The 25,397-nt window shown below is 69.8% G+C and carries 25 protein-coding genes, 1 pseudogene and 1 riboswitch; of the genes and pseudogenes, 16 read left to right on the forward strand and 10 right to left on the reverse strand.

Annotation, left to right across the window (positions count from 1 at the left end):
• Positions 1–27 precede the first annotated feature (27 nt).
• Genes ACGFYN_RS17015 through ACGFYN_RS17030 form a run of 4 tightly spaced genes read left to right on the forward strand, consistent with a single transcriptional unit; the run spans position 28 to position 3,265 of the window.
• On the forward strand, positions 28–834 hold the full coding sequence (locus tag ACGFYN_RS17015; RefSeq protein ID WP_393866610.1) for a polysaccharide deacetylase family protein: 807 nt from the start codon (positions 28–30) through the stop codon (positions 832–834).
• Positions 834–2,021, forward strand: coding sequence for a YncE family protein (locus ACGFYN_RS17020; protein ID WP_393866611.1), 1,188 nt, complete (start codon positions 834–836; stop codon positions 2,019–2,021). The genes ACGFYN_RS17015 and ACGFYN_RS17020 overlap by 1 nt, the downstream gene beginning before the upstream one ends.
• Positions 2,022–2,080: 59 nt before the next feature.
• Positions 2,081–2,992, forward strand: a complete 912-nt coding sequence (locus ACGFYN_RS17025) for a MerR family transcriptional regulator (RefSeq protein ID WP_393866612.1) — start codon at positions 2,081–2,083, stop codon at positions 2,990–2,992.
• A gap of 60 nt (positions 2,993–3,052) precedes the next feature.
• A complete protein-coding gene (locus ACGFYN_RS17030) occupies positions 3,053–3,265 on the forward strand; it encodes an EF-hand domain-containing protein (RefSeq protein ID WP_384263574.1) in 213 nt (70 codons plus the stop codon).
• A gap of 46 nt (positions 3,266–3,311) precedes the next feature.
• On the opposite strand, the pseudogene ACGFYN_RS17035 reads toward ACGFYN_RS17030, so the two are convergent.
• Together ACGFYN_RS17035 and ACGFYN_RS17040 are read right to left on the reverse strand one after the other, a co-directional pair.
• Positions 3,312–4,095: pseudogene (locus tag ACGFYN_RS17035) on the reverse strand (ABC transporter ATP-binding protein).
• Positions 4,092–4,493, reverse strand: a complete 402-nt coding sequence (locus ACGFYN_RS17040) for a hypothetical protein (protein ID WP_393866848.1) — start codon at positions 4,491–4,493, stop codon at positions 4,092–4,094. Before ACGFYN_RS17040 ends, ACGFYN_RS17035 begins: the two are co-directional and overlap by 4 nt.
• On the opposite strand from ACGFYN_RS17040, the gene ACGFYN_RS17045 reads away from it, so the two are divergent.
• The gene (locus tag ACGFYN_RS17045; protein ID WP_393866613.1) at positions 4,492–5,178 is read left to right on the forward strand and encodes an NADPH-dependent F420 reductase; all 687 of its coding nucleotides are present in this window, start codon (positions 4,492–4,494) and stop codon (positions 5,176–5,178) included. The two genes, ACGFYN_RS17040 and ACGFYN_RS17045, sit on opposite strands and share 2 nt — an antisense overlap.
• A 42-nt stretch (positions 5,179–5,220) precedes the next feature.
• On the opposite strand, the gene ACGFYN_RS17050 is transcribed toward ACGFYN_RS17045, so the two are convergent.
• The 6 genes from ACGFYN_RS17050 to gcvT form a co-directional block, all read right to left on the reverse strand.
• Complete coding sequence (locus tag ACGFYN_RS17050; protein ID WP_393866614.1) at positions 5,221–5,763, reverse strand: MOSC domain-containing protein; 543 nt, start codon at positions 5,761–5,763, stop codon at positions 5,221–5,223.
• Positions 5,764–5,818: 55 nt separating this feature from the next.
• Positions 5,819–6,376, reverse strand: coding sequence for a GH25 family lysozyme (locus ACGFYN_RS17055; RefSeq protein ID WP_393866615.1), 558 nt, complete (start codon positions 6,374–6,376; stop codon positions 5,819–5,821).
• 99 nt (positions 6,377–6,475) lie between these two features.
• Positions 6,476–7,843, reverse strand: a complete 1,368-nt coding sequence (locus tag ACGFYN_RS17060) for an L-serine ammonia-lyase (protein ID WP_393866616.1) — start codon at positions 7,841–7,843, stop codon at positions 6,476–6,478.
• 56 nt (positions 7,844–7,899) lie between these two features.
• On the reverse strand, positions 7,900–9,180 hold the full coding sequence (gene glyA, locus ACGFYN_RS17065; RefSeq protein WP_393866617.1) for a serine hydroxymethyltransferase: 1,281 nt from the start codon (positions 9,178–9,180) through the stop codon (positions 7,900–7,902).
• Between the two features lie 14 nt (positions 9,181–9,194).
• Positions 9,195–9,572, reverse strand: coding sequence for a glycine cleavage system protein GcvH (gene gcvH, locus ACGFYN_RS17070; RefSeq protein WP_393866618.1), 378 nt, complete (start codon positions 9,570–9,572; stop codon positions 9,195–9,197).
• Positions 9,573–9,691: 119 nt separating this feature from the next.
• On the reverse strand, positions 9,692–10,810 hold the full coding sequence (gene gcvT, locus ACGFYN_RS17075; RefSeq protein WP_393866619.1) for a glycine cleavage system aminomethyltransferase GcvT: 1,119 nt from the start codon (positions 10,808–10,810) through the stop codon (positions 9,692–9,694).
• 144 nt (positions 10,811–10,954) lie between these two features.
• Positions 10,955–11,047, reverse strand: a riboswitch (glycine riboswitch).
• 185 nt (positions 11,048–11,232) lie between these two features.
• Between gcvT and ACGFYN_RS17080 the strand changes: the two genes are divergently transcribed.
• From ACGFYN_RS17080 to ACGFYN_RS17125, 10 genes are all read left to right on the forward strand, one after another.
• The gene (locus ACGFYN_RS17080) at positions 11,233–11,910 is read left to right on the forward strand and encodes an AAA family ATPase (RefSeq protein WP_393866840.1); all 678 of its coding nucleotides are present in this window, start codon (positions 11,233–11,235) and stop codon (positions 11,908–11,910) included.
• Positions 11,911–12,037: 127 nt separating this feature from the next.
• Complete coding sequence (locus tag ACGFYN_RS17085) at positions 12,038–12,832, forward strand: enhanced serine sensitivity protein SseB (protein ID WP_393866620.1); 795 nt, start codon at positions 12,038–12,040, stop codon at positions 12,830–12,832.
• 139 nt (positions 12,833–12,971) lie between these two features.
• Positions 12,972–13,730 (forward strand): enhanced serine sensitivity protein SseB C-terminal domain-containing protein, encoded by a 759-nt coding sequence (locus tag ACGFYN_RS17090; protein ID WP_393866841.1) that lies wholly within the window; start codon positions 12,972–12,974, stop codon positions 13,728–13,730.
• Between the two features lie 309 nt (positions 13,731–14,039).
• Complete coding sequence (locus tag ACGFYN_RS17095; RefSeq protein ID WP_393866621.1) at positions 14,040–15,047, forward strand: ABC transporter permease; 1,008 nt, start codon at positions 14,040–14,042, stop codon at positions 15,045–15,047.
• A 70-nt stretch (positions 15,048–15,117) separates the two neighbouring features.
• Positions 15,118–16,914, forward strand: coding sequence for an ABC transporter substrate-binding protein (locus ACGFYN_RS17100; RefSeq protein WP_393866622.1), 1,797 nt, complete (start codon positions 15,118–15,120; stop codon positions 16,912–16,914).
• Positions 16,915–17,025: 111 nt separating this feature from the next.
• On the forward strand, positions 17,026–18,024 hold the full coding sequence (locus ACGFYN_RS17105) for an ABC transporter permease (protein ID WP_393866623.1): 999 nt from the start codon (positions 17,026–17,028) through the stop codon (positions 18,022–18,024).
• On the forward strand, positions 18,021–19,118 hold the full coding sequence (locus ACGFYN_RS17110; RefSeq protein ID WP_393866624.1) for an ABC transporter ATP-binding protein: 1,098 nt from the start codon (positions 18,021–18,023) through the stop codon (positions 19,116–19,118). Before ACGFYN_RS17105 ends, ACGFYN_RS17110 begins: the two co-directional genes overlap by 4 nt.
• Positions 19,119–19,141: 23 nt before the next feature.
• The gene (locus tag ACGFYN_RS17115; protein ID WP_393866625.1) at positions 19,142–20,431 is read left to right on the forward strand and encodes an ABC transporter ATP-binding protein; all 1,290 of its coding nucleotides are present in this window, start codon (positions 19,142–19,144) and stop codon (positions 20,429–20,431) included.
• 97 nt (positions 20,432–20,528) lie between these two features.
• Positions 20,529–21,920 carry a M1 family metallopeptidase gene (locus ACGFYN_RS17120; RefSeq protein WP_393866626.1) on the forward strand — a complete coding sequence of 464 codons (1,392 nt, stop codon included), beginning with the start codon at positions 20,529–20,531 and terminating at the stop codon, positions 21,918–21,920.
• 23 nt (positions 21,921–21,943) lie between these two features.
• Entirely contained in the window at positions 21,944–22,600 is a 657-nt protein-coding gene (locus ACGFYN_RS17125) for a trimeric intracellular cation channel family protein (RefSeq protein WP_393866627.1), read from the forward strand.
• Here ACGFYN_RS17125 and ACGFYN_RS17130 read toward each other — a convergent pair.
• Complete coding sequence (locus tag ACGFYN_RS17130) at positions 22,509–23,732, reverse strand: alpha/beta hydrolase (RefSeq protein WP_393866628.1); 1,224 nt, start codon at positions 23,730–23,732, stop codon at positions 22,509–22,511. The genes ACGFYN_RS17125 and ACGFYN_RS17130 overlap by 92 nt on opposite strands.
• A 165-nt stretch (positions 23,733–23,897) precedes the next feature.
• Between ACGFYN_RS17130 and ACGFYN_RS17135 the strand changes: the two genes are divergently transcribed.
• On the forward strand, positions 23,898–24,758 hold the full coding sequence (locus ACGFYN_RS17135; RefSeq protein ID WP_393866629.1) for a thioesterase family protein: 861 nt from the start codon (positions 23,898–23,900) through the stop codon (positions 24,756–24,758).
• On the opposite strand, the gene ACGFYN_RS17140 is transcribed toward ACGFYN_RS17135, so the two are convergent.
• Positions 24,745–25,332 carry a TIGR03086 family metal-binding protein gene (locus ACGFYN_RS17140; protein WP_393866630.1) on the reverse strand — a complete coding sequence of 196 codons (588 nt, stop codon included), beginning with the start codon at positions 25,330–25,332 and terminating at the stop codon, positions 24,745–24,747. The two genes, ACGFYN_RS17135 and ACGFYN_RS17140, sit on opposite strands and share 14 nt — an antisense overlap.
• Between the last annotated feature and the right edge of the window lie 65 nt (positions 25,333–25,397).

The raw sequence follows: 25,397 nt of genomic DNA on the forward strand, positions 1-25,397 counted from the left end.
CCCGATTTTCCACTGATCACCCTTTAAATGGGGCGGGTGACCTCGACCGACCGCCGTACGGCACTTCGCACGGGCGCCGGGCTTCTTGCCGCCGGTGCCTTCACCGCAGGCTGCGCGCCGAACGGCGCCGTCGCACACTCCTCGTCCGTGGCGCACTCCTCCATGGCGCACACGTCCACCCCCACCGATTCCCCCACCGCGTCGCCCGCCCCGTCTCCCCACGGGTACCCGGGCCAACCCGCCCAGCTCACCCACGGCCCGCGCACCCGCCCCCGGGTGGCCCTCACCTTCCACGGCCAGGGCGACCCCGCCATCGCCCGCTCGCTGCTCACCACCGCCGAGAAGCACGGCGCCCGCCTCACCGTCCTGGCCGTCGGCACCTGGCTCGACGCGCAGCCGGAACTGGCGCGCCGCATCCTCGACGGCGGCCACGACCTCGGCAACCACACCCAGCGTCACCTCGCGGTGAACACCATGTCCGAGGCCGACGCCCGCACCGAGATCACCGCCTGCGCCGGCCGCCTGAAGAAGCTCACCGGCTCCATCGGCACCTGGTTCCGCCCCTCCCGCGCCCCGCTCGCGTCGCCGCAGGTCGTGCGGCTGGCCCGCGAGGCCGGTTACCCGCACGTGCTGTCGTACGACGTCGACTCGCTCGACTACACCCGGCCCGGCGCGGACGCCGTGGCGCGCAAGGTCCTCGGCGAGGTCCGGGGCGGTTCCGTGGTGAGCCTGCACTTCGGCTATCCGGACACGGTCGCCGCGCTCCCCGTCGTACTCGAAGAACTCGCCCGTCGCGGCCTGTCCGCGGTGCCCACCACGGAGTTGTTCAGCTGATGCTTCCCACCCGGCGCGCCCGCGCCCTCACCGCCGCCGTCGCCCTCGCCGCGCTCTCCACCCTCGCCTCCTGCACCGACGCCCCCGGGAAGCACAGGGACGAGGCCCTCGGCAGCAATCCCGCCGTCGCCCCGGTCAAGCAGAAGGCGGTCGTCCGGGGCCTGCCCGGCATGCCGCCCGTCCTCGACCCGTCAGACGTGTACGCGGCCGACCGCCCGAACCGGCTCTCGCCGGTGGTCAGGGACTTCCCGTCCCGCGTGTACGTCCCCAACACCAACTCCAACACCGTCTCGGTCATCGACCCGACGACGTACAAGGTCATCGAGACGATCCCGGTCGGCACCCAGCCGCAGCACGTCGTGCCGTCCTGGGACCTGAAGACGCTGTGGGTCAACAACGACCGCGGCAACACGCTCACCCCCATCGACCCGAGGACGGGGAAGGCCGGCAAGAGCGTCGACGTGCACGACCCCTACAACCTCTACTTCACGCCCAACGGCAAGTACGCGATCGTCATGGCCTCCCTCGACCGCGAACTCGTCTTCCGCGACGCGCACACCATGAAGCGCGAGAAGACCGTCCCGGTCAGCTGCTACGGCGTCAACCACGCCGACTTCTCCGCCGACGGCCGCTACTTCATCGTCTCCTGCGAGTTCAGCGGCGAGCTGCTCAAGGTCGACACCGAGAAGATGAAGGTGGTCGCCCAGGAGAAGCTGCCCTACGACGGCGCGATGCCGCAGGACGTCAAGATCTCGCCCGACGGCAAGAGGTTCTACATCGCCGACATGGTGGCCAACGGCGTGTGGGTCCTGGACGGCGACAAGTTCACCCGGCCCACCCTGCTGCACACCGGCAAGGGCGCCCACGGCCTCTACGTCAGCCGCGACTCGCGCGAGATGTACATCTCCAACCGCGGTGAAGGCACCATCTCCGTCTTCGACTTCACCGAGAACAGGCTCACCAAGAAGTGGCGGCTGCCCGACGGCGGCAGCCCCGACATGGGCGGAGTCTCGGCGGACGGCAAGGTGCTGTGGCTGTCCGGGCGCTACAACGCCGAGGTGTACGCCATCGACACCCGCACCGGCGAGCAGCTGGCCCGCATCAAGGTGGGCAGCGGCCCGCACGGCCTCGCGGTGTACCCCCAGCCGGGCCGCTACTCCCTCGGCCACACGGGCGTCTTCCGCTGACCACCGCCTCCTGAGCGTTTCTTGAGTCTCCACCCGCTGGAAGGCCCAGACTCGCCGACATGAGCGACGACGGCACCGCACTGTTCACCATCGGCGAGCTGGCCAGGTCCACCGGCCTGACGGTGCGCACCATCCGCTACTGGTCCGACGAGGGCGTCCTCACCCCGGTGACCCGCTCCGCGGGCGGCTACCGGCTCTACGACGCCGCGTCCGCCGCCCGGCTGGAGCTGATCCGCACGCTGCGCGAGCTGGGGCTCGGGCTGGACGACGTGCGCCGGGTGCTGGCCGGGGAGCGGACGGTCGCGGAGGTCGCGGCGGCGCACGTGGTGGCGCTGGACGCGCAGATCAGCACGTTGAGGGTGACCCGGGCGGTGCTGTCGTCCGTGGCGCGACGCGGTTCGACCGCGGAGGAGATGACCCTGATGAACAAACTGGCACGGCTGTCGGCGGCCGAGCGCAGGCGGATCATGGAGGAGTTCGTGGAGGAGATGTTCCACGGGCTCGACCTCGTCGACCCGGACATCCGCGAACGGATGCGGAACACCGCGGTGAACCTGCCGGACGACCCGACGCCCGAACAGGTCGACGCCTGGGTGGAGCTGGCGGAGATGGTGCAGGACCCCGAGTTCCGGGCGCAGATGCGCCGGGCCGCCGAGTTCAACCACGCCGACCGCGGCCCGGACGCGCCCGCCGGCGCGTCCATGTGGTTCGCCAAGCGGCTGGTGGAACTGGTGGGCCAGGCGCGCGAGAAGGGGGTCGCGCCCGACTCCCCGGAGGCCGAGAAGGTGCTGGGGAAACTGCTGGGGAAGACCGACCGGAGCGCGGTCCTGGAGCGCATCACGGCCTCCCACAACATCCGTATCGCCCGCTACCGCGAACTGCTGGGCGTCCTGAAGGGGACGCCGGTGCGGGCCTACGAGGAGGAGTTCGGGTGGGTGGTCGCCGCACTGGAGGCGCATCCGGGCCGTTAGTCTGACCAGCGTCAGTACGCCAGCACGGCAGTGAAGCACGAACAAAAAGGGGCGGACCCGGTGGCCGACATCGAAGAAGCACGCAAGGATTTCCAGCGGATCGACACCGACGGCGACGGCTTCATCACCGCCGCCGAGTTCAAGACCGCCCTCGCCCAGGGAGGCGACTGGAACGTCACCGACTCGGTCGCCGAGGCGATCATCAAGACGCGTGACCTCAACGGCGACAAGGTCCTGTCGTTCGACGAGTTCTGGGCGTATCTGAGCAAGTAGGACATGAGGGGGGTGCCCGTCCGCACGGCGGCCGGGCACCCTCTCGTCACGTGCGGCGCCGGATCCGCACGCTCCAGCGGCCGTCGTGCCGGTCCAGGGTCAGCGGCAGGTCGTAGCACTTGCCGACCTGGTCGCCGGTGAGGACGCCGGCCGCCGGGCCCTGCGCGAGGACACGGCCCTCGCGCAGCAGCATCGCGTGGGTGGTGCCGGCCGGGAGCTCCTCCAGGTGGTGGGTGACCAGACCCGTGGCCAGGGCCGGGTGCGCGAGGCGCAGTTCGTCCAGGGCGGCGATCGGCTGCTCGCGGCCGGGCAGGTCCAGCCCCGTCGCCGGTTCGTCGAGCAGCAGCCGCGGCTCGGACATGAGCGCCCGGGCGATCAGGGTCCGGCCGCGCCGGCCCTGCGAGAGCGTGGTCCAGCGGGCCTCGCGGAGAACGTCGAGGCCGAGCGTGCCGATGAGCTGCTCCGCCCGCTCCTGCTGCTTGGGCGTCGCGCGCCAACGGGGCAGCGGGACAACGGAGTTGGTCAGTCCGTCAGGACGACGTCCCGGACCCGCAGCGGCTCGGTGAGCGGGTGGCGCGGGTCGACATGCCCGACGTACGACCGCAGTTCGCGCAGGTCGACCCGGCACAGGCGGCGGCCGAGCACCTCCACCGTGCCCCGGGTGGGGTGGACGAGCGCACCGAGCAGGCGCAGCAGCGTCGACTTGCCGGCGCCGTTGGCCCCAGCAGCGCCCAGTGCTGGCCCGGCCGGACGGTCAGGGACACCTCCTGAAGCAGCGGCCGGCCGTCACGGACGACATGGACGTCCTCGGCGCGCAGCACCTGGCTCATCGCACCGCCCGGTTCACCGCGGAGAGCACCGCCCGCACGGGGGCCGCCGGGCCCTCTCCCGCGCCCCAGGCGGTGACGCCGCCGACCCGGCACTCGGCGAAGGCCGCCGTGCCGTTCCTTCCACGCAGCCGTGGTCGCCGCCTGGGCCGGGTCGGCGGGAGCAGGATCCGAACACCGCGGACGCGGCCCACGAGGCCCTCGTGCGGGCGATCGCCGACGGGGACGCGGAGGCGGCGGAAGTGCTCCGGCAGGAGCTGGAGGATCCCTTCGCGGGCCAGCCGCGTCCGTCGTGTCCGCGCGGGTGGCGAGGTACTCCGCGTGGCGAGGTACTCCGGGCGGCGCAACGCTGGAATAGGGCGGAGGACCGCGGGGTTGACGACGCCCAGACAGATGCGCATGCATGGAATCGTGAAAGGGCCTGTCATGAAGATCGGCATCATCGGCGCGGGCAACATCGGCGGCAACCTCACCCGCCGGCTCACCGCCCTCGGCCACGACGTCTCCGTCGCCAACTCCCGTGGCCCCCACACCCTCACGGCACTCGCCGAGGAGACCGGAGCGACGCCCGTACCCGCGGAGGAGGCGGCCCGCGGTGCGGAGGTCGTCGTCGTCACGGTCCCGGTGAAGGCGCTCCCCGGCCTCCCGTCCGGCCTGCTGGACGGGGCGGCGGACGGTGCCGCGATCATCGACACCGGCAACTACTACCCGCAGCGCGACGGCCGGATCGCGGCGATCGAGGACGAGGGCCTCACCGAGAGCCGCTACGCGGAACGCGAGATCGGCCACCCCGTGATCAAGGCGTTCAACGGGACCTACGCCCAGGACCTGCTCGAACGCCCTCTCCCGGCCGGCGATCCCGACCGCATGGCGCTGCCGGTCGCGGGCGACGACGCCGCCGCGAAGAGCAAGGTACGGGACCTGATCGACGAGCTCGGCTTCGACACCGTCGACGCGGGCGGCCTCGACGACTCCTGGCGCCAGCAGCCCGGCACGCCGGTGTACGGCTTGCGGGCCGGCGTCGACGCGGTCACCAAGGCCCTGGGGGAGGCGTCGCCGGAACGACCGGCGGACTTCCGGGGCTAGGGGGTGCCTGACACCCCCTGGGGGACGCCGGCGCCGTAGGGCTCAGACGACCTCGAGGGGACGGTGCGGTCCGTCCGGCAGCTCGACCTCCACCGGGTCGCCCGGCCGCACCACTCCACCGGTCAGGACCACGCTCATGATCCCGGCCTTGCGCCAGGCCGCACCGTCCTCGTCCCGCCCGACCATCTGCTTCAGCAGCCCGTGCTCGAAGCCGTCGATCTGCGGACAGGGGTTGCGCAGGCCGGTGACCTCGACCACGGCCTCGTCGCCGAGGCGCAGCAGTGTTCCGGCGGGCAGGCCCAGCAGGTCGATCCCGCGCGTGGTGACGTTCTCGCCGAGCTGCCCGGCGGCGACCTCGTACCCGGCCGTCCGCACCTCGTCGAACAGCTCCTCGTGGATGAGGTGCACCTGCCGCAGGTTCGGCTGCGAGGGGTCCCTGCGCATCCGGCTCCGGTGCTTCACCGTCGTACCGGCGTGGACGTCCCCCTCCACCCCGAGCCCCGCGAGCAAGGTGATGCTCTCCCGGTTCGGCTTGGTGAACGAGTACACCCCGTTGCTGCTGACCGCACTGACCGACCCGCCCATGACGCCCCCTCCGCCGCACGACCCTGCGTCAGGACTCTATCCGGCGGCCCGGTCGTCAGGCGCCGGAGGCCCACTCCTTCAGGGCCGCCTTGTCGGCGAAGTCCGCGACGTCCTTGTCGTGCGGTTCGCTCGTGTACTGGTGGAAGCGCCACTTGGCCTTGATGCGGGGGTGGCCGGCGCTGACGTAGTCGGCGATCCAGAGGCCGTCACCCGCATACGACGTGCGGTCGATGTTGAGCCAGTAGTCCCTGTTCGTGTACAGGATCACCTGGTTGTTCGGGCGCAGTTCCTTGAGCTTGCGGATGAACAGGTCCTTCTCCGCGTTGCTCGCGTGCGTGCCCTCGCTGGTGGTCTCCCAGTCGACGGCGAGGACGTCGCCCGCCTTCTCGGGGGCGTGCTTCACGAAGTACTCGGCCTGGGCATCGAGATGGCCCGGCCACAGGAAGTGGTAGAAGCCGACGACGAGTCCGGCGTCACGTCCGTGCTTCGTCTGGGCGGTGAGCTTGGGGTTGACGTACGAACGGCCCTCCGTCGCCTTGATGAAGGCGAAGGAGAGGCCGTCGGTGCCGTACGAAGAGGACTGATATGCGCTTACGTCGATGCCGCGCAGCATGTTGGGACTCCCTGAAAGGCCGGTGGGGGGACAGGGGTTGATGTACCCCTCACCTTGGCACGGGTGATCCCCTCCGGATGTGGAAACAGGGTGGAAACGTCAACATTCGATGATGTTGACCGCGAGCCCTCCCCGCGCCGTCTCCTTGTACTTCACCGACATGTCGGCGCCGGTGTCCTTCATGGTCTTGATGACCTTGTCCAGGGACACTTTGTGCGAGCCGTCGCCGCGCATCGCCATCTTCGCGGCCGTGACCGCCTTGACCGCGGCCATGCCGTTGCGTTCGATGCACGGGATCTGGACGAGGCCGCCGACCGGGTCGCAGGTCAGGCCGAGGTTGTGCTCCATGCCGATCTCGGCGGCGTTCTCGACCTGTTCGGGGCTGCCGCCCAGCACCTCCGCCAGCGCGCCCGCCGCCATCGAGCAGGCCGAGCCGACCTCGCCCTGGCAGCCGACCTCGGCGCCGGAGATGGACGCGTTCTCCTTGAAGAGCATGCCGATCGCGCCCGCGGCGAGCAGGAAACGCACGACGCCGTCCTCGTCGGCGCCCGGCACGAAGTTGATGTAGTAATGCAGAACGGCGGGGATGATGCCCGCGGCGCCGTTCGTGGGTGCGGTGACGACCCGGCCGCCCGCCGCGTTCTCCTCGTTCACCGCCATCGCATAGAGCGTGATCCACTCCATCGCGTGCGCCAACGGGTCGCCCTCGGCGCGGAGTTGGCGCGCGGAGACGGCGGCACGGCGCCGTACCTTAAGACCGCCCGGCAGGATGCCCTCGCGGGAGATGCCGCTCGCGACGCATGCCTGCATGACCCGCCAGATCTCCAGCAGTCCGGTGCGGATCTCGTCCTCGGTGCGCCAGGCGCGCTCGTTCTCCAGCATCAGCGCGGAGATCGACAGGCCGGTCTCCTTGGTCAGGCGCAGCAGTTCGTCGCCTGTGCGGAACTGGTACTTCAGCACGGTGTCGTCGAGCTTGATGCGGTCCGCGCCGACCGCGTCCTCGTCGACGACGAAGCCGCCGCCGACCGAGTAGTACGTCTTGGACAGCAGCTCCGTGCCGTCCGCGTCGTACGCCCACAGCGTCATGCCGTTGGCGTGGTACGGAAGTGCCTTGCGGCGGTGCAGCTTGAGGTCGTCGTCGAAGGAGAACGGGATCTCGTGCTCACCGAGCAGCCGGATACGCCGCTCCGCCTTGATCTGCGCGATGCGGTCGTCGGCCGTCTCCACATCCACCGTGCGCGGCGAGGCGCCCTCCAGACCGAGGAGCACCGCCTTGGGGGTGCCGTGGCCGTGGCCGGTCGCGCCCAGGGAGCCGTACAGCTCGGAGCGCACCGAGGCGACCGAGCCCAGCAGCTCCTCGTTGCGTAGTCTGCGGGCGAACATGCGGGCCGCGCGCATCGGGCCCACCGTGTGGGAACTGGACGGGCCTATGCCGATCGAGAACAGATCGAACACCGAGATGGCCACGGAAAATCCTCCTGAGAGGGTGGGGGCACACGTCCTCGGGTGCCCCCACCACGGAACTACTTGTTCAGACCCGGGTAGAGCGGGTGCTTGTCGGCGAGGGCTTCGACCCTGGCCCTGAGTGCCTGGGCGTCGGCCTCGGTGAAGGGGGACGGCGCCTTCAGCGTCTCGGCGATCACGTCCGCGACCTCGGCGAAGTCCTGCGCGCCGAAGCCGCGGGTGGCCAGCGCCGGGGTACCGATCCGCAGCCCGGAGGTCACCATCGGCGGACGCGGGTCGTCGGGCACCGCGTTGCGGTTGACCGTGATCCCCACCTCGTGCAGCCGGTCCTCGGCCTGCTGCCCGTCCAGCTCGCTCTCGCGCAGGTCGACCAGGATCAGATGCACGTCGGTGCCACCGGAGAGCACGTTCACCCCGGCCGCCCGCGCGTCCGCGGCGGTCAGCCGCTCGGCCAGGATGCGCGCACCCTCCACCGTACGCCGCTGCCGCTCCGCGAACTCCTGGCTCGCCGCCACCTTGAAGGACACCGCCTTCGCGGCGATCACATGCTCCAGCGGGCCGCCCTGGAAGCCGGGGAAGACCGAGGAGTTGAGCTTCTTCGCGAAGTCCTTCCTGGCCAGGATGATGCCGCCGCGCGGCCCGCCCAGCGTCTTGTGCGTGGTGGAGGTGACCACATCGGCGTGCTCGACCGGGTTGGGGTGCAGCCCGGCCGCGACCAGACCGGCGAAGTGCGCCATGTCCACCCACAGGTAGGCGCCGACCTCGTCGGCGATCCGGCGGAACGCGGCGAAGTCCAGCTGGCGCGGGTAGGCCGACCAGCCCGCGATGATCACCTTCGGGCGGTGCTCCTTGGCCAGCCTCTCCAGCTCGGCCATGTCCACCAGCCCGCTGGCCGGGTCCACGTGGTAGGCGACCACGTGGAACTGCTTGCCGGAGAAGTTCAGCCGCATCCCGTGGGTCAGGTGCCCGCCGTGCGCGAGGTCCAGCCCGAGGATGGTGTCGCCGGGCCGGGCCAGCGCGAACAGCGCGGCCTGGTTGGCGGAGGCGCCCGAGTGCGGCTGGACGTTGGCGTACTCGGCGCCGAAGAGGTCCTTGACCCGGTCGATGGCGATCTGCTCGGCGACATCGACGTGCTCGCAGCCGCCGTAGTAGCGCCGGCCCGGGTAGCCCTCGGCGTACTTGTTGGTCAGGACCGAGCCCTGGGCCTCCATCACCGCCAGCGGCGCGAAGTTCTCGGAGGCGATCATCTCCAGGGTCGACTGCTGGCGCACCAGCTCGGCGTCGACCGCCGCGGCGATCTCCGGGTCCAGCTCATGCAGGGACGTGTTCAGGACAGACATGCGTCTACGGCTCCTCAGCCGGCGTTCTGGGCGGTGTACTCGTCGGCGGAGAGCAGGTCGGACGGCTCGTCGGTGAGCCGGACCTTGAACAGCCAGCCGCCCTCGAAGGGGGCCGAGTTCACCAGGGACGGGTCGTTGACGACGTCCTCGTTGATCTCGGTGATCTCACCGGTGACGGGGGAGTACAGGTCGCTGACCGACTTGGTCGACTCCAGCTCGCCGCAGGTCTCGCCCGCGGTCACCGCGGAGCCGACCTCGGGAAGCTGTGCGTAGACGACGTCGCCGAGCGCGTTCGCCGCGAACTCGGTGATGCCGACCGTCGAGACGCCGTCCTCGGCGGCCGACAGCCACTCGTGCTCCTTGCTGTAGCGCAGCTGCTGCGGGTTGCTCATGGCCTGAATTCTCCTGTATGCGCGGAGGTGCTGGGAAATGGGGGACTGCTGAATGCGTGTGTGAACAGGGAGATGTGCGCAGGGTCACGTCCGTGGACCCGGTCGCACCCGTCCAGTGTCTACTTCTGGCGCTTGTAGAACGGCAGTGCCACGACCTCGTACGGTTCGTGGCTGCCCCGGATGTCCACGCCGACGCCGGACGTGCCGGGCGCCGCGTGCGCCGCGTCGACGTACGCCATCGCGATCGGCCTGCCCAGCGTGGGGGAGGGGGCGCCGGAGGTGACCTCGCCGACCACCGCGCCGCCGGCGACGACCGGGTACCCGGAGCGCGGGACCCGGCGGCCCTCGGCGACCAGACCGACCAGGACGCGCGGCGGGTTCTCCTGCGCGCGGGCGGCAGCCTCCTGCAGGGCGGCACGCCCCACGAAGTCGCCCTCCTTCTCGAACTTCACCACCCGGCCGAGCCCGGCGTCGAAGGGGGTGAGGGAGGTCGACAGCTCGTGCCCGTACAGCGGCATGCCCGCCTCCAGGCGCAGGGTGTCCCGGCAGGACAGCCCGCAGGGGACCAGGCCGGCGCCCTCGCCGGCCTTGGTGAGCGCCTGCCACAGCTCGACGGCGTGCTCCGGCTTCACGAACAGCTCGAAGCCGTCCTCGCCGGTGTAGCCGGTGCGCGCGATCAGCGCGGGGACGCCGGCGACGGTGCCGGGCAGGCCCGCGTAGTACTTGAGGCCGTCGAGGTCGGCGTCGGTCAGGGACTTGAGGATCCCGGGCGACTCGGGGCCCTGCACGGCGAGCAGCGCGTAGGCGTCCCGGTCGTCGCGCACCTCGGCGTCGAAGCCCGCGGCCCGCTCGGTCAGGGCGTCCAGCACGACCTGGGCGTTGGAGGCGTTGGCCACGACCATGTACTCGGTCTCGCCGAGCCGGTAGACGATCAGGTCGTCCAGGATGCCGCCGTCGGCCCGGCAGATCATGGTGTAGCGGGCGCGGCCGAGGCCCACGGAGGCGAGGTTGCCGACCAGGGCGAAGTTGAGCAGGGCGGCGGCCTGCGGGCCGGTGACCGTGATCTCGCCCATGTGCGAGAGGTCGAAGAGGCCGGCCCGAGTGCGCACCGCGAGGTGCTCGTCGCGCTCGGAGCCGTAGCGCAGGGGCATGTCCCAGCCGGCGAAGTCGGTCATCGTCGCGCCGAGCGAGCGATGCAGCGCATCGAGCGCGGTACGGCGCGGTTCGGTACTGCTCATCGGTCCGTCTCCCAAGTCATGACAGATGGTTGTTCCTCCCCATCTGTCATCGGAACCTGAGAGGTTCGCCCTGATCGCGGCAGGCGATCGGGGTTTGCACCTTGGGTGGAGCCACTGACGCAGCGGCCCGCTTTTCAGATGTGCCTCGCCCGCGCGGTAACGGGGCCTGAGAGATTCAAGGGAGGAACTTGCTCCTTCGGCGCCCCAGCGGTCTGGGGACTCTCCCGCGCGGATTCAAGCGGCCGGTATGCAGTTGGCGCGCACATCATTGCACGCCTTCTCCACGGGGGGCAGGTCCGCATCCGCCCCTCCCCTTTGTGACCGGCTTGTGGCAGAGCGATCACGAAAACACGAGGCACCGCGCATTACCTTCTCTTTACACTCGACGGGCAGGGAATCCGCACCCGGCCCAGGGGAGGACGATCACGGTGAACAGGCCCACGGCGTACGCCACGACCTCGGCTGTCACGCTGCCGAAGCAGGCCGCGGCTCCGGCCCGCGAGGCATGCGGGGGCCGGGCTCCTGTGGTCCGCGACCTGCGCGACCGCTCGGGGCGCAGCCCGCACGCCCTGCTCTTCGGCCCGCAGGACCTCGTGGTGATCACCGGCCTGCCCGGCAGCGGCAAGTCCACGCTGATGGAGCGCGCGGTGCGGGGTGTCCGCATCGACTCCCAGGACACCCGCGACCGCTGGGCCGCCCGCCTGCCCCGCCTCCTGCCGTACGCGCTCTACCGCCCCCTGGTCCGCCTCGCGCACTACACCGGCCTGCGCCAGGCCCTGCGCGGCGGCGAGGGCGCCGTCGTGCACGACTGCGGCACGCAGGCCTGGGTGCGCGGCTGGCTGGCCCGCGCGGCCCGACGCCGCGGCGGCACCCTGCACCTGCTGCTCCTGGACGTCACTCCGGGCACCGCCCTCCGGGGCCAGCGCGAGCGCGGCCGAGGCGTCTCCCGCTACGCCTTCCTGCGGCACCGCACGGCGGCCGCCCGGCTGATCCGCTCCGCCGAGCGCGGTGACCTGCCCGAGGGCGTGGGCTCGGCGGTGCTCCTGGACCGGGACGCGGCGGACGTGCTGCGCAGGATCGGCTTCACGGGCCGACCCTGATGAGGGCCGGGCCCTCGCCCCTCCCACCCGCTAGCCTTTCCAGCCTCAGCAGTGGCTCTCGAAAGCAGCGGTTCTCGAAGGCACTGGTTCTCAACAGCAGTGGTTCTCAGCAGGCGGTCGGACACAGATGGACTTCCCAGCGGATCTTCCCGCGGACTTTCCCATGCAGGCGCACCCCCATCCGCACGGCGGATGGCCCGGCAACGAGCTGGAGGAGGTGCTGTCGGCCTCCCTCGGCATACCCTCCGCGGGCGGCCGAATCATCGAGGTGCTCGGCCGCAGCTTCCTCTGGGTGCCGCTGCCGAGCGGCGGCGGACCGCACAGCGGCCCCCTGGACCTGCCCTCACTGGAGATCGAGGGCCAGGCCTACGTCCCGGTCTTCAGCTCCGAGGAGCAGTTCCGGCACGTGGTCGGAGCCCACATGTCCTACACGATCGCCCCGGCGGTCGAGTTCGCCCGCGGCCTGCCCCCGCAGGTCGGTCTGGCGATCAACCCGGACGGCGTGGTCGGCGTACCGCTCCCGCCGGCCGCCGTCGCCGAACTGTGCCGGGTGGGCCGCACGCCGCTGGACGGCCCGGCCACCGGCGCCCGCGTCCGCCTCTACGAGCCGGACTGGCAGGACGATCCGGTCGACTTCCTGGCCGCCGCCTCCGCCGAGTTCGCGGCGACCGGCGTGGTCGTCTCGGCCCGCCGGTGCCTCGCGGCCGTGGAGACCGCGGACCCTGTGATGTTCGTCGGCGTCGAACTCTCCCACCGGGAGGGCGACCTGAGGGCGCTTCCCCTCCAGGCGCTGGAGCGGGCCGTGACCGGGGTCCCGGTCCCGTGGCCGGTCAACCTCGTGCTCCTGGACGTCACGGACGACCCGGTGGCGAACTGGATGCGCGAGCAGGTACGCCCTTTCTATACGAGGGATCACCTCTAGCCGCCGCCGGTGGCGCGCTCGCCGAAGAGACAACCGGTCCCGGGCCACCGGGCGCTTAAGCTGTCAGCAAGAACGCGGGGCATTCTTCGAAGGGGCGGTACGACACGTGAGCGCGAGCCTCAGCGGCAGCGTCGAGCAGATGCTGCGCCAGGTGACGCCAGGGCGCTACGACGCCTACGAGGCACTCCTTCGCGCACTCGCGACCCCGGGCTCCGGCCAGGTCTGGATGCTCCTGTGGCACGGCCAGGCGGGCTCCCCTGACGCCCAGTACGGAAACATGGAGGTCGAGGGCTACGGCTACGCGCCGTGCGTCACCTCCGCCCAGGAGCTCTCGGCCAGTGGCTGGAACAGGTCGTACGAGGTGGTCGACGGTCTGGACGTCGCCCGCACCCTGTACCCCGACCACTTCGGCCTCTGGCTCAACCCGCACGCCCCGGGCGGCGGGGTCGGCATCCCCTGGCTGGACCTGCGCCGCATCGCCACCGGCCTGGAGCGCCAGGCCGCGGGCCCGCTGCGCCTGACGGAACCCGCTCTGGAGATCCCGCAGTTCTACGCCCTGCTCGCGCAGAACGCCCACCGCACCCCGGCCGTCCGCTCGCTGCGCCGTGCGTGGGTGCAGCCGGCGCTCGGTGCGCCGTACCTCGCCATCGGGCTGGACGTGTACGACACGAGCCCGCCCGCCGTGGACTCGGTACGGGCGATGATGCAGCAGTCGATCGGCGCCGTCCCGGACGGGCTGCCGGTGTCGACGGTGGCGATGTCCGACGAGTACGACCCCGTGGCCCTCTGGATGCGCGCGAGCGCCCGCCCCTTCTACGATCGCGAGGCCCACGCGGCGGCTCCGGCGCAGGCTCCGGCGGGCGGCTACGGCTACCCACCGGTGCATGGCGGATACTGAGACGACTCCTGGGCCCGTGTCGGACCCCAACGTGATCTGCGCGCGTAGATAGCGCCGGAAGAACCTGAAATTTCCTTAGATGTCCGAAATGGACCGTGTCCGGCGGCCGTGATCTGCCGTCCGGATAACGGAACCCACCTGACCGCATCACGTTTACGCATCCTTTCACTGCCAAGTCTGGCAACAGATCGCCAAAGCGTTGAAGACTCCCGCTCCAGAGGGGTTCGCCCCCATGTACGACGGACTGATCACGCCGCTACAGCGGCAAGTGCGGGCCGGCTACCGCCGGTTGAGAGGGGTCCCTGCCAGATGACGGCACCAATCCACGAGCCGACCGCGGAAGCGGCCCCGAGCGCGGCCGAGGAAGCGGCGGTTGCCACTGCCGGTGAAAAGGCTGTTCAGGGCCGGTCCTTGGGCCGGATCGCCTGGGAGCGGCTCAAGCGGGACAAGCTCGCACTCGCGGGCGGCGTCGTCGTGCTCGCCCTGATCGTGATCGCCGTGCTGGCTCCCTGGCTCGCGAACCTGGTCGGGCAGGACCCCGACGCCTACCACGAGAGCCTGATCGACCCGCTGTTCGGTACGCCCAAGGGCTCCCTGGGCGGCATCAGCGGCGATCACCTGCTGGGTGTCGAGCCGGTCAACGGCCGCGACATCTTCGCCCGCGTCCTCTACGGCGCGCGGATCTCGCTCCTCGTCGGCTTCCTGTCCGCGATCGTCGCCGTCGTGCTCGGCACGGTCCTGGGCATCCTGGCCGGCTTCTTCGGCGGCTGGGTCGACTCGGTCATCAGCCGCATCATGGACGGCCTGCTCGCCTTCCCGCAGCTGCTCTTCATCATCGCCCTCGTCTCGGTCATGCCGAACGAGATGCTCGGCCTGACCGGTTCGAGCGTGCGCGTGTTCGTGATGATCCTTGTCATCGGGTTCTTCGGCTGGCCCTACATCGGGCGCGTGGTGCGCGGTCAGACGCTCTCGCTGCGTGAGCGCGAATACGTCGAGGCCGCCCGGTCCCTGGGCGGCGGGCGCATGTACATCCTGTTCAAGGAACTGCTGCCCAACCTCGTCGCGCCCATCATCGTGTACACGACGATGATGATCCCCACCAACATCCTGACCGAGGCGGCACTCAGCTTCCTGGGTGTGGGCGTCAAGCCGCCCACCTCGTCCTGGGGGCAGATGCTCTCGACGGCGATCGACTACTACGACTCGGACCCCATGTTCATGGTGGTTCCGGGTGTGGCGATCTTCATCACCGTGCTGGCCTTCAACCTCTTCGGCGACGGCGTGCGTGACGCGCTCGACCCGAAGGGCTCCCGCTGAACTGCCGTACCCCCAGCGTCCCGTGAGCTCAGCCACGGGGTCTCTCATCAACACCGGAGGATCCGAGATCGTGACTACCCAACGCACCTCAGGGCGGCGTAAGCAGGCACTGGCCGCTGCTGTCGGGGTCGCTGCGCTGCTGACCACGGCGGCGTGCGGCGGCGGCAACGACAACAGCGGTTCGAAGAGCGGCGCAGCCGGCTTCGACGCGGCGAACAACAAGGTTGCCCAGGCCTCCGCGGTCAAGAAGGGCGGCGAGCTGAAGTTCGTCAGCACCCAGGACGCCGACTCGTGGGACACCACGCGTGGTTACTACGGCTTCATGTGGGACTTCTCCCGCTACTACAGCCGTCAGCTGCTCACCTACAAGACCGAGCCGGGCGCCGCGGGCGCCGAGGTCACGCCGGACCTCGCCGCCGACGACGGCCAGGTCTCGGCCGACGGCAAGACGTACACGTACCACCTGCGTGACGGGATCACGTGGGAGGACGGCAAGCCGATCACCTCCCAGGACATCAAGTACGGCATCGAGCGCTCCTGGGCGCAGGACGTCCTGTCCGGCGGTCCGGTCTACCTGCAGCAGATGCTCGACCCCAAGGCCACCTACAAGGGCCCGTACAAGGACACGTCGAAGGACCACCTCGGCCTGAAGGCGATCGACACGCCCGACGCCAAGACGATCGTCTTCCACCTGCCGTCGGCGAACTCCGACTTCAAGCAGGTGCTGGCCATGACCTCGGCCTCGCCGGTCCGCCAGGACAAGGACACCAAGTCCAAGTACGGTCTGAAGCCGTTCTCCTCGGGTCCGTACAAGTTCCAGTCGTACAGCCCGGGCAAGTCGCTGGTGCTGGTCCGCAACACCAACTGGAAGGCCTCCTCGGACCCGGTCCGCAAGGCCTACCCGGACAAGATCTCGCTCACCATCTCGTCCAACCAGAGCGACTCCGACCAGCGTCTGATCAACGGCGACTACGACATCGACGCCAGCCAGACGGGTCTTGGCCCGCAGGGCCGCACCATCGCCCTGAAGCAGCACAAGGCCAACCTGGACAACCCGGTCTCCGGCTTCATCCGCTACGCGGTCTTCCCGCAGACGGTCAAGCCGTTCGACAACATCCACTGCCGCAAGGCCGTGATCTACGCCGCCGACCACGTCTCCCTGCAGACCGCGCGCGGTGGCCCGGTCGCCGGTGGTCTCATCGGCACCAACATGCTCCCGCCGTCCGTCCCGGGCGCCGAGGGCCAGAAGTACGACCCGTACAAGATCGCCGGTGAGAACAAGAACGGCAACGCCACCCTGGCCAAGCAGGAGCTGAAGGCCTGCGGTCAGCCGAACGGCTTCAAGACCACCATCGCGGTCCGCAACAACAAGCAGCAGGAGGTGGCCACGGCCACGTCCATGCAGGCGGCGCTGAAGAAGGTCGGCATCCAGGCCGACATCTACCAGTACGACGGCTCGCAGAGCGCCGGCATCATCGGTGCGCCGGCCAACGTCGAGAAGAAGAAGCTCGGCATCATCATCATGGGCTGGGGTCCCGACTTCCCGAGCGTCCAGGGTTACGGCATCCCGCTGTGGAGCAGCAAGTACATCCTCCAGAGCGGTAACAACAACTTCGCCATGATCAAGGACAAGTCGATCGACGGCCTCTTCGACCAGTACAACTCGACGAAGGCCACGGACGAGGCGAAGAAGACCCAGATCGCCACGGAGATCAACCACAAGGTCAGCGAGGGTGCGTACTACCTGCCCTTCACCTTCGAGCGGCTGCTCAACTTCCGCGGCTCGAACGTGGGCAACGTGTACACGACGAACGCGTACAGCGGTTACTACGACTTCGTCAACCTCGGCCTGAAGTCCACGAAGTAATCCCCGGCACACCCGCCGTACGGCACGAAAGGCAGGTGAAGGCCGGCGCGGCGTGACCGCGGGCCACCGGACAATCTCCGGAGGCCCGCGGTCCGCAGCGGGCCGTAAGCTGTGCTCGCTTACCTCATCAGGCGGCTGTTCGCCGCCGCAGTGATGCTGGTGGTCATCATCCTGGTGGTCTTCAGCATCTTCTTCCTCGTCCCCAAGTGGGCGGGCGTGGACATCGCCACGAGCTTCGTGGGCAAGCAGGCGGACCCCGCGGCGGTGGAAGCCGTCCGGACGAAGCTGGGTCTGAGCGACCCGGTCTTCATTCAGGTCTGGCACTTCTTCAAGGGCATCTTCGTGGGCCGCACGTACGCGGCCGGCGGCGATATCACCCACTGCTCCGCGCCGTGCTTCGGCTACTCCTTCCGCAGCGAGCAGGCCGTGTGGCCGGTGCTGACCGACCGCTTCCCGGTGACCCTGGGTCTGGCGCTCGGTGCCGCCGTGCTGTGGCTGGTCTTCGGTGTCTCCGCCGGTGTGCTCTCCGCTCTCAAGCGGGGCAGCCTCTGGGACCGCGGCGCGATGGTCATCGCCCTCAGCGGTGTGTCGCTCCCGATCTACTTCACCGGTCTGCTCTCGCTGGCGATCTTCAGTTACGGGCTGGGCTGGATCGACGGCCAATACGTGCCACTGAGTCAGAGTTTCACCGGCTGGCTGGGCGGCATGATCCTGCCATGGGTCACCCTCGCGTTCCTGTACGCGGCCATGTACGCGCGGATCACCCGCGCCACCATGCTGGAGGTCCTCGGTGAGGACTACATCCGCACGGCGCGCGCGAAGGGCCTCACCGAGCAGGTCGTCATCCGCAAGCACGCGATGCGCTCCACGATGACGCCCATCCTCACCATGCTCGGCATGGACCTCGGCGCCCTCATCGGCGGCGCGATCCTGACCGAGACGACGTTCAGCCTGCCCGGCCTCGGCCAGGCCGTGCTGAACGGCATCAAGAACCAGGACCTGCCCATCATTCTGGGCGTCACCCTGATCACCTCCCTCGCGGTACTCATCGCCAACCTCGTGGTGGACGTCCTGTACGCCGTGATCGACCCCCGAGTGAGGCTCGCATGACCGAACTCAGCAAGACCGGAGCAGCCGTGGGCGAACCCACCTCGGCCTCGCCGGCCCCGACCTCCTTCCTGGAAGTGCGCGACCTGAAGGTGCACTTCCCGACCGACGACGGCCTGGTCAAGTCCGTCGACGGGCTGTCCTTCAAGCTGGAGAAGGGCAAGACCCTCGGCATCGTGGGCGAGTCGGGTTCCGGCAAGTCGGTGACCTCGCTCGGCATCATGGGCCTGCACACCGCCGGCCAGTACGGCAAGCGCAAGGCCCAGATCTCCGGGGAGATCTGGCTGGACGGCACCGAGCTGCTGTCCGCCAACCCGGACGACGTGCGCAGGCTGCGCGGCCGGCAGATGTCGATGATCTTCCAGGACCCGCTGTCCGCGCTGCACCCGTACTACACGATCGGCCAGCAGATCGTGGAGGCGTACCGGATCCACCACAACGTCGACAAGAAGACCGCCCGCCGCCGGGCGATCGAGATGCTCGACCGGGTCGGCATCCCGCAGCCCGACAAGCGGGTGGACGGCTACCCGCACGAGTTCTCCGGCGGTATGCGCCAGCGCGCGATGATCGCGATGTCGCTGGTGAACAACCCCGAGCTGCTCATCGCGGACGAGCCGACCACCGCCCTCGACGTGACCGTCCAGGCGCAGATCCTCGACCTGATCCGCGATCTGCAGAAGGAGTTCGGCTCCGCGGTCATCATCATCACCCACGACCTGGGCGTCGTCGCCGAACTGGCCGACGACATCCTGGTGATGTACGGCGGCCGCTGCATCGAGCGCGGTCCGGCGGAGAAGGTGTTCTACGAGCCCCGGCACCCCTACACCTGGGGTCTGCTCGGCTCGATGCCGCGCCTGGACCGTGAGCAGCAGGACCGTCTGATCCCGGTCAAGGGCTCCCCGCCCTCGCTGATCAACGTCCCGTCCGGCTGCGCCTTCAACCCCCGCTGCCCGTACGCCGACGTCCCCAAGGACAACGTCACCCGCACGGTCCGCCCCGAGCTGACCGAGGTCGACAGCCAGCACTGGGCCGCGTGCCACATGACGCAGGAGCAGCGGGAGCGCATCTGGACCGAAGAGATTGCGCCGAAGCTGTGAGCGAGAACCCCGAGGACACAGTTGTGACCACTCCCGCGAAGAGCGACGGTGCCACCCTCACCAAGGACGCCGCCCCCGGCGAGACCCTGCTGAAGGTGACCGGGCTGCAGAAGCACTTCCCGATCAAGAAGGGCCTGCTCCAGCGGCAGGTCGGGGCCGTGCACGCGGTCGACGGCATCGACTTCGAGGTCAGGTCCGGCGAGACGCTGGGCGTCGTGGGCGAGTCGGGCTGCGGCAAGTCGACGATGGGCCGGCTGATCACCCGGCTGCTCGAACCGACCGGCGGCACGGTCGAGTTCGAGGGCAGGGACATCACGCACCTCGGTGTGGCGGGCATGCGCCCGATGCGCCGTGACGTGCAGATGATCTTCCAGGACCCGTACTCGTCGCTGAACCCGCGCCACACCATCGGCACCATCGTCGGCGCTCCCTTCCGGCTGCAGGGCGTGGAGCCCGAGGGCGGCATCAAGAAGGAAGTGCAGCGGCTGCTGTCGGTGGTCGGTCTCAGCCCCGAGCACTACAACCGCTATCCGCACGAGTTCTCCGGCGGTCAGCGCCAGCGCATCGGCATCGCCCGCGCGCTCGCCCTGAAGCCGAAGCTGGTCGTGGCGGACGAGCCGGTCTCCGCGCTCGACGTGTCGATCCAGGCCCAGGTCGTCAACCTGCTCGACGACCTCCAGCAGGAACTGGGCCTGACGTACGTGATCATCGCGCACGACCTCTCCGTCGTCCGGCACGTCTCGGACCGGATCGCGGTGATGTACCTCGGCAAGATCGTCGAACTGGCGGACCGCGAGGCGCTGTACAAGGCGCCGATGCACCCGTACACCAAGGCGCTGATGTCGGCGGTGCCGATCCCGGACCCGCGGCGCAAGAACGCCAAGAGCGAGCGCATCCTGCTCAAGGGCGACGTGCCCTCGCCGATCTCCCCGCCGAGCGGCTGCCGCTTCCACACCCGGTGCTGGAAGGCGACGGAGATCTGCAAGACGACCGAGCCGCCGCTCCTGGAGCTCCGGCCCGGCCAGCAGGTCGCATGCCACCACCCGGAGAACTTCGAGGACCAGGCCCCGCAGGACACGGTGCTGCTGACCGTGGCCAAGGAGGCGGCCGAGCTGGTCGCCGACGAGGTGCTGGCGGAGTCGGCGGAGACGTCGGTGGCGGTCGCGGCGAAGGTCGCGGAGGCGGCCGGGACGGCGGACGCCGCCGAGCCTTCCGGTCCCGCCGAGCCTTCCGGCACCGAGGCCACCGAGCCTGCCGAGACCCCGGCGGCCGACGCCCCGGAGGCCGCGAGCCAGGAGTCAACCGACAAGTAACGCATGACAAGTTGGCAAAGTCATGCACATGACTGAACGGGAGAGTTCAGAGTCGTCCGTGTCCGACTTATCGGCACACGCTCGAAAGGGACGGCTCATGAAACTCTCCCGTTCGGCACGCTTAGGGGCCCTCGCGACCGCGGCGGCCTCTTTCCTTGTCATCGCCGCCGCACCGGCCCCCACCCAGGGCGCGCCCGGCATCGGTGACACATACTTCCCGGGCCTCGGCAACGGCGGCTTCGACGCCCGCCACTACACCCTCGACGTGGCGTACAACCCGGACACCGACCGTCTCGACGGCCGTACGACGCTCACCGCACGGGCCACCGAGTCCCTCTCCTCCTTCGACCTCGACCTGCAGAAACTGGAGGTCACGAAGGTCGAAGTGAACGGCAGACGCGCCGGGTTCACCCGCGACGGCGACGAACTGCGCATCACCCCGCACGGCGTGCTCCGCAAGAACAGCACCTTCACGGTCACGGTCACCTACGGCGGCGTCCCCGAAGCCCTCGGCGGCCCCATCGTCTTCGGCTCCGGCTACGGCTGGATGAAGACCGCCGACGGCGTCTTCGTCGCCTGCGAGCCCAATGCCGCCTCCACCTGGTTCCCCTCCAGCGACCACCCCTCCGACAAGGCGACCTACGACGTCCGCATCAAGGCCCCCAAGGGCCTGACCGGCGTCTCCAACGGCCGGCTGGTCTCGACGTACGACAAGGGCGCCTCGACGTACACCCACTGGCGCGAGAGCCGGCCCATGGCGACCTATCTAGCGACCGCCACCATCGGCAAGTTCGACGTGAAGACCGGGAGGACCCCGTCCGGGATCCCGATCTACGTCGCCATCGACCCGGTGCTGGCCAACAGCAACAGCGTCGACGTGTACGCCGTCACCGCCGCGGCCACCGACTACTGGCAGCAGATCTTCGGCCCGTACCCCTTCGAGGAGACCGGCGCGATCGTCGACGATATGCCGGAGGCCGGGTTCTCGCTGGAGGTGCAGAGCAAGCCCGCCTACTCGGCCGTGCGCAACGAGACGACGATCGTGCACGAGCTGGCCCACCAGTGGTTCGGCGACTCGGTCTCGGTGGCGCACTGGAAGGACATCTGGCTGAACGAGGGCTTCGCCACCTACGCGCAGTGGCTGTGGGCCGAGCACCAGGGCACCCGCAGCGCCCACGACTCGTTCCTGGCGGGCTACAACTCGCGCCCGGACGACAGCTCCTTCTGGCAGACCGTGGTCGCCGACCCGCAGCGCGACACCATGTTCGCCTCCGCGGTCTACCAGCGCGGCGCGATGACCCTCCAGGCGCTGCGCGAGCGGATCGGCGACAAGGCGTTCTTCAAGCTGCTGCCGGCCTGGACGCATCTGCACCGCTACGGCAACGCGAACACACAGCAGTTCATCCAGCTCGCCGAGCGGGTCTCCGGGCAGAAGCTCGGCGACCTTTTCCAGAAGTGGCTCTACACGACGGGCAAGCCCGCCCTCTAGCGACCCCTGCGTAAGAATGTGGGGTGCTCCAGCAACTGTTCAGCCCCTCCGTCCAGCACACGCTCGACCTCATCGGCATCTTCGTGTTCGCCATCTCCGGCGCGCTGCTGGCCGTCCGCAAGAACTTCGACGTCTTCGGCATCGCCGTCCTCGCCGAGGTCACCGCGCTGGGCGGAGGGCTGTTCAGGGACCTGATCATCGGTGCCGTACCGCCCGCCGCCTTCACGGACTTCGGCTACTTCATCACCCCGCTGCTCGCCGCCCTCATGGTCATCTTTCTCCATCCGCACGTCGAGCGCATCCAGGTCGGGGTGAACGTCTTCGACGCGGCCGGCCTCGGCCTGTTCTGCGTCGCCGGGACGACCAAGGCGTACGAGTACGGGCTGAGCCTCACCTCGTCGGCCACCCTCGGGCTCGCCACCGCCGTCGGCGGCGGCGTGCTCCGGGACGTCCTGGCCAACGAGGTGCCCTCCCTGCTGCGTTGGGACCGCGACCTGTACGCGGTCCCCGCCATGGTCGGCGCCACCATGGTCGTCCTGTGCATCCGATACGACGCCCTCACCCCGTTCACCAGCGGACTCGCCGTCGTCACCGCCTTCGTGCTGCGCCTGCTCGCGATGAAGTACCACTGGCGAGCTCCGCGTGCCTGGAACCGGCGCTCGACGGTGCGGGAGGAGTAGTGCTCCCGCTCCGGGCGCGGTGCCGGCCCATCTCCACCGAGAGCCAGCGGAAGGACGGGACCACCTGCGGCCGCCACAGCGCCATGGTGTGGCCGCCCGCACTCTTCGGAATGAAGATCACGTGCACGGTGGTCGGCGCCTTCGCGGCCTGTTCGAGGCCGATGCCCGCTTCGTAACCGTCGTGCGGCTGGCCGGAGATGTACAGCGCGATCCGGGGCGGGCTGAGGGCCTTCCTCAGCAGCAGGTAGGGGTTGTTCTCGGCCCTGACCTGGAGGTTCTGGGCCGCGAGCGAATTGCGTTCGCCGATCGGGTCGTTGTAGCCGGAGAGGCTGATCGCGGCCATGTAGCGGCCCGGGTGCGCGACGGTCAGCTTCACCGCGCAGTGGGCGCCCGCCGAGTACCCCGCGACCGCCCAGCCCTTGGGCGCGGGTGCGGCGCGGAAGTTGTCCGTGACCATCCGCGGGACGTCGATGCTGAGCCAGCTGTCGGCGTTGACCGTGCCCGGGATGTTGGCGCAGCCCGTGTCCACGCCGGCCAGCAGGTTGGTGCGCGGCGCGACCAGGATGAACGGCGCGACCTCGCCGTCGCGCATCAGCGGCGCCAGCTGCTGTGTCACCTTCATCGACCCGAACCACGCCTTCGCCGAGCCCGGGTAGCCCGGCAGCAGCTCCACGACCGGGAACTTGTGGTGCCGGTAGCGCGGCTCGCCGTACTGCGGCGGCAGCCAGACGTAGACCTCGGCGTTCACGCCCGAGACCCGGCCCTTGAGCTGGGTCTCGCGTACGCCGCCCATCCCGGGACCGGTGGCCTGCGTGAAGTTCTGCTTGACCTTGGGGAGTCGTTTCAGCGCTATTCCACCGGTGCCGTCGGCGCCCAGGTTCGCGGCCTGCTGCACATGGTTGCCCGTACCGAGGAGGTCGGCCCAGTTGTCGTACAGACTGTTGGCGTTGTTGACGAGGACGAAGACCAGTGCGACCGCCGTCCCCTGGGCGAACAGCAGCATCAGCACGCGGCCGGCCGTGCGCAGGGCCTGCGGCCCGCGCACGCGTGACCACAGGGCGAGCGGCAGTATCAGCGCGATCGCGAACAGCACGATCAGCGTGTAGAGGAACGGAGTCCCGGTGAGGCTCATGTCCCCATAGAGGGGGACGGAAGGGCCCGGGTTTCGGACGAGTGGGGACACTTACCAAGAAATTGCCGGAACCTCACCCGCAAGGACGGGCGGAGCGGCAACCGCGTCACCTGCCGTTAACTTAGAAAGCTACCGCTTAGTAGTTTCTCGTTGTACGGTTCAGGCATGCCAGAAGCAGCTTCCGCAGCGGCCACGAGGGCCGTCGTCGGCGACAGCGAGTTCGACCGGGACACCGGGCTCACCCTGCGCGAGCCCGGCGTGTACGACATCGACCTCTCCGCCGGCTGGACCATCATCAACGCCGTCAACGGCGGCTATCTGCTGGCCGTGCTGGGCCGCGCCCTCGGCGACGCCCTGCCGCACCGCGATCCGTTCACCATCTCGGCGCACTACCTCACCGCGTCCCAGCCGGGCCCTGCGGTGGTCCGCACGGAACTGGTGCGCGGCGGCCGCACGCTCTCCACCGGCCAGGCCTCCCTCCTCCAGTACGACGAGGAGGGCCGCGAGGTGGAGCGCATCCGCGTCCTCGCCTCCTACGGCGACCTGGACGCGCTGCCGGACGACGTGCGCACGACCGCCGTGCCGCCCGCGTTCCCGCCCATGGACCAGTGCTTCGGCCCGCAGGACGGCCCGGCGCCCGTCGACGGCAGCTCGGCGATCGCCGACCGTCTGATGATCAAGATCGACCCCGCGACCCTCGGCTGGGCGCTCGGCGCCCCGTCCGGCAAGGGCGAGATGCGCGCCTGGTTCGGCCTCGCCGACGGCCGCGACGCCGACCCGCTCTCCCTGCTGCTCGCGGTGGACGCGCTGCCGCCCACCGCCTTCGAGATCGGTCTCTCCGGCTGGGTCCCCACCGTCGAGCTCACGGTCCACATCCGCACCCGCCCGGCCCCCGGCCCCCTCCGCGTCTCCATCACCACCCGCAACCTCGCGGGCGGCTTCCTGGAGGAGGACGCGGAGGTGTGGGACAGCGACGACCGGCTGGTGGCGCAGTCCCGCCAGCTGGCCCGCGTCAGGCTCGGCTGAGGGGCCTCCTGCCCAGCCAGGCCGCCAACCGGCCGTACGCGTCGGCCTCTTCGGGGGCCGACTGCACCGTGGCGAACGGCGTGTCCGCGTCGCGGTCCGGGTCGGGCAGGACGCGGCGGGCCGTGGCGAGGGCGAACTCGGCCAGTTCCAGGTCCAGTTCCAGAGGGCGGCCGAGGGACTCGGACAGGTCCCAGGTGTGGGTGACCAGCTCCATCACATAACCGGAGAGGGCCGCGCGGCCCGGGACCTCGCCCCAGGGCACACGGACCGGTGCCGCCATGCGGTCGTCGCCCGCCCAGGCCTGAAGGACCCGCACGCGGACCTCCTCGTACGCGGCCGGCCAGCCGTCGTCCTTGACGCCGTCCGTGACGGGGCGCACGGCCATGCCGTCGCCGCCCTCGCCGACGACCGCGATGCGCCGAGAGCCGCCGACGACGTGCCCGAGCAGGGCGCGCACGTCGAACTCCGTACAGGGGGTAGGGCCGTCGAGCTGCTCGGGGCGCACGGTCCTGATCAGTGCCGCCGCCTGCTCGGTGGCGCGGGTGTACACGGGGCGCGGGTCGATCGTGTTCACGGGTGACTTCTCTCTGCCGGGCCGTCGGTCTGTCGGTCTGTCGGGGGAGAGCGTGCCCCGGATAA

The organism is Streptomyces sp. NPDC048419, from assembly GCF_043200415.1.
Lineage (GTDB): Bacteria > Actinomycetota > Actinomycetes > Streptomycetales > Streptomycetaceae > Streptomyces.

Coding starts and splice junctions, on each gene's coding strand:
- ACGFYN_RS17055 (WP_393866615.1), bottom strand. CDS start 6,376: ATGCTGCGCGGCATCGACGTAAGCGCATATCAGTCCTCTTCGTACGGC.
- gcvH (WP_393866618.1), bottom strand. CDS start 9,572: ATGAGCAACCCGCAGCAGCTGCGCTACAGCAAGGAGCACGAGTGGCTG.
- ACGFYN_RS17090 (WP_393866841.1), top strand. CDS start 12,972: ATGCTGCGCCAGGTGACGCCAGGGCGCTACGACGCCTACGAGGCACTC.
- ACGFYN_RS17120 (WP_393866626.1), top strand. CDS start 20,529: ATGAAACTCTCCCGTTCGGCACGCTTAGGGGCCCTCGCGACCGCGGCG.
- gcvT (WP_393866619.1), bottom strand. CDS start 10,810: ATGAGCAGTACCGAACCGCGCCGTACCGCGCTCGATGCGCTGCATCGC.
- ACGFYN_RS17130 (WP_393866628.1), bottom strand. CDS start 23,732: ATGAGCCTCACCGGGACTCCGTTCCTCTACACGCTGATCGTGCTGTTC.
- ACGFYN_RS17020 (WP_393866611.1), top strand. CDS start 834: ATGCTTCCCACCCGGCGCGCCCGCGCCCTCACCGCCGCCGTCGCCCTC.
- ACGFYN_RS17015 (WP_393866610.1), top strand. CDS start 28: ATGGGGCGGGTGACCTCGACCGACCGCCGTACGGCACTTCGCACGGGC.
- ACGFYN_RS17110 (WP_393866624.1), top strand. CDS start 18,021: ATGACCGAACTCAGCAAGACCGGAGCAGCCGTGGGCGAACCCACCTCG.
- ACGFYN_RS17135 (WP_393866629.1), top strand. CDS start 23,898: ATGCCAGAAGCAGCTTCCGCAGCGGCCACGAGGGCCGTCGTCGGCGAC.
- ACGFYN_RS17085 (WP_393866620.1), top strand. CDS start 12,038: ATGGACTTCCCAGCGGATCTTCCCGCGGACTTTCCCATGCAGGCGCAC.
- ACGFYN_RS17025 (WP_393866612.1), top strand. CDS start 2,081: ATGAGCGACGACGGCACCGCACTGTTCACCATCGGCGAGCTGGCCAGG.
- ACGFYN_RS17040 (WP_393866848.1), bottom strand. CDS start 4,493: ATGCGCATCTGTCTGGGCGTCGTCAACCCCGCGGTCCTCCGCCCTATT.
- ACGFYN_RS17095 (WP_393866621.1), top strand. CDS start 14,040: ATGACGGCACCAATCCACGAGCCGACCGCGGAAGCGGCCCCGAGCGCG.
- ACGFYN_RS17050 (WP_393866614.1), bottom strand. CDS start 5,763: ATGGGCGGGTCGGTCAGTGCGGTCAGCAGCAACGGGGTGTACTCGTTC.
- glyA (WP_393866617.1), bottom strand. CDS start 9,180: ATGTCTGTCCTGAACACGTCCCTGCATGAGCTGGACCCGGAGATCGCC.
- ACGFYN_RS17045 (WP_393866613.1), top strand. CDS start 4,492: ATGCATGGAATCGTGAAAGGGCCTGTCATGAAGATCGGCATCATCGGC.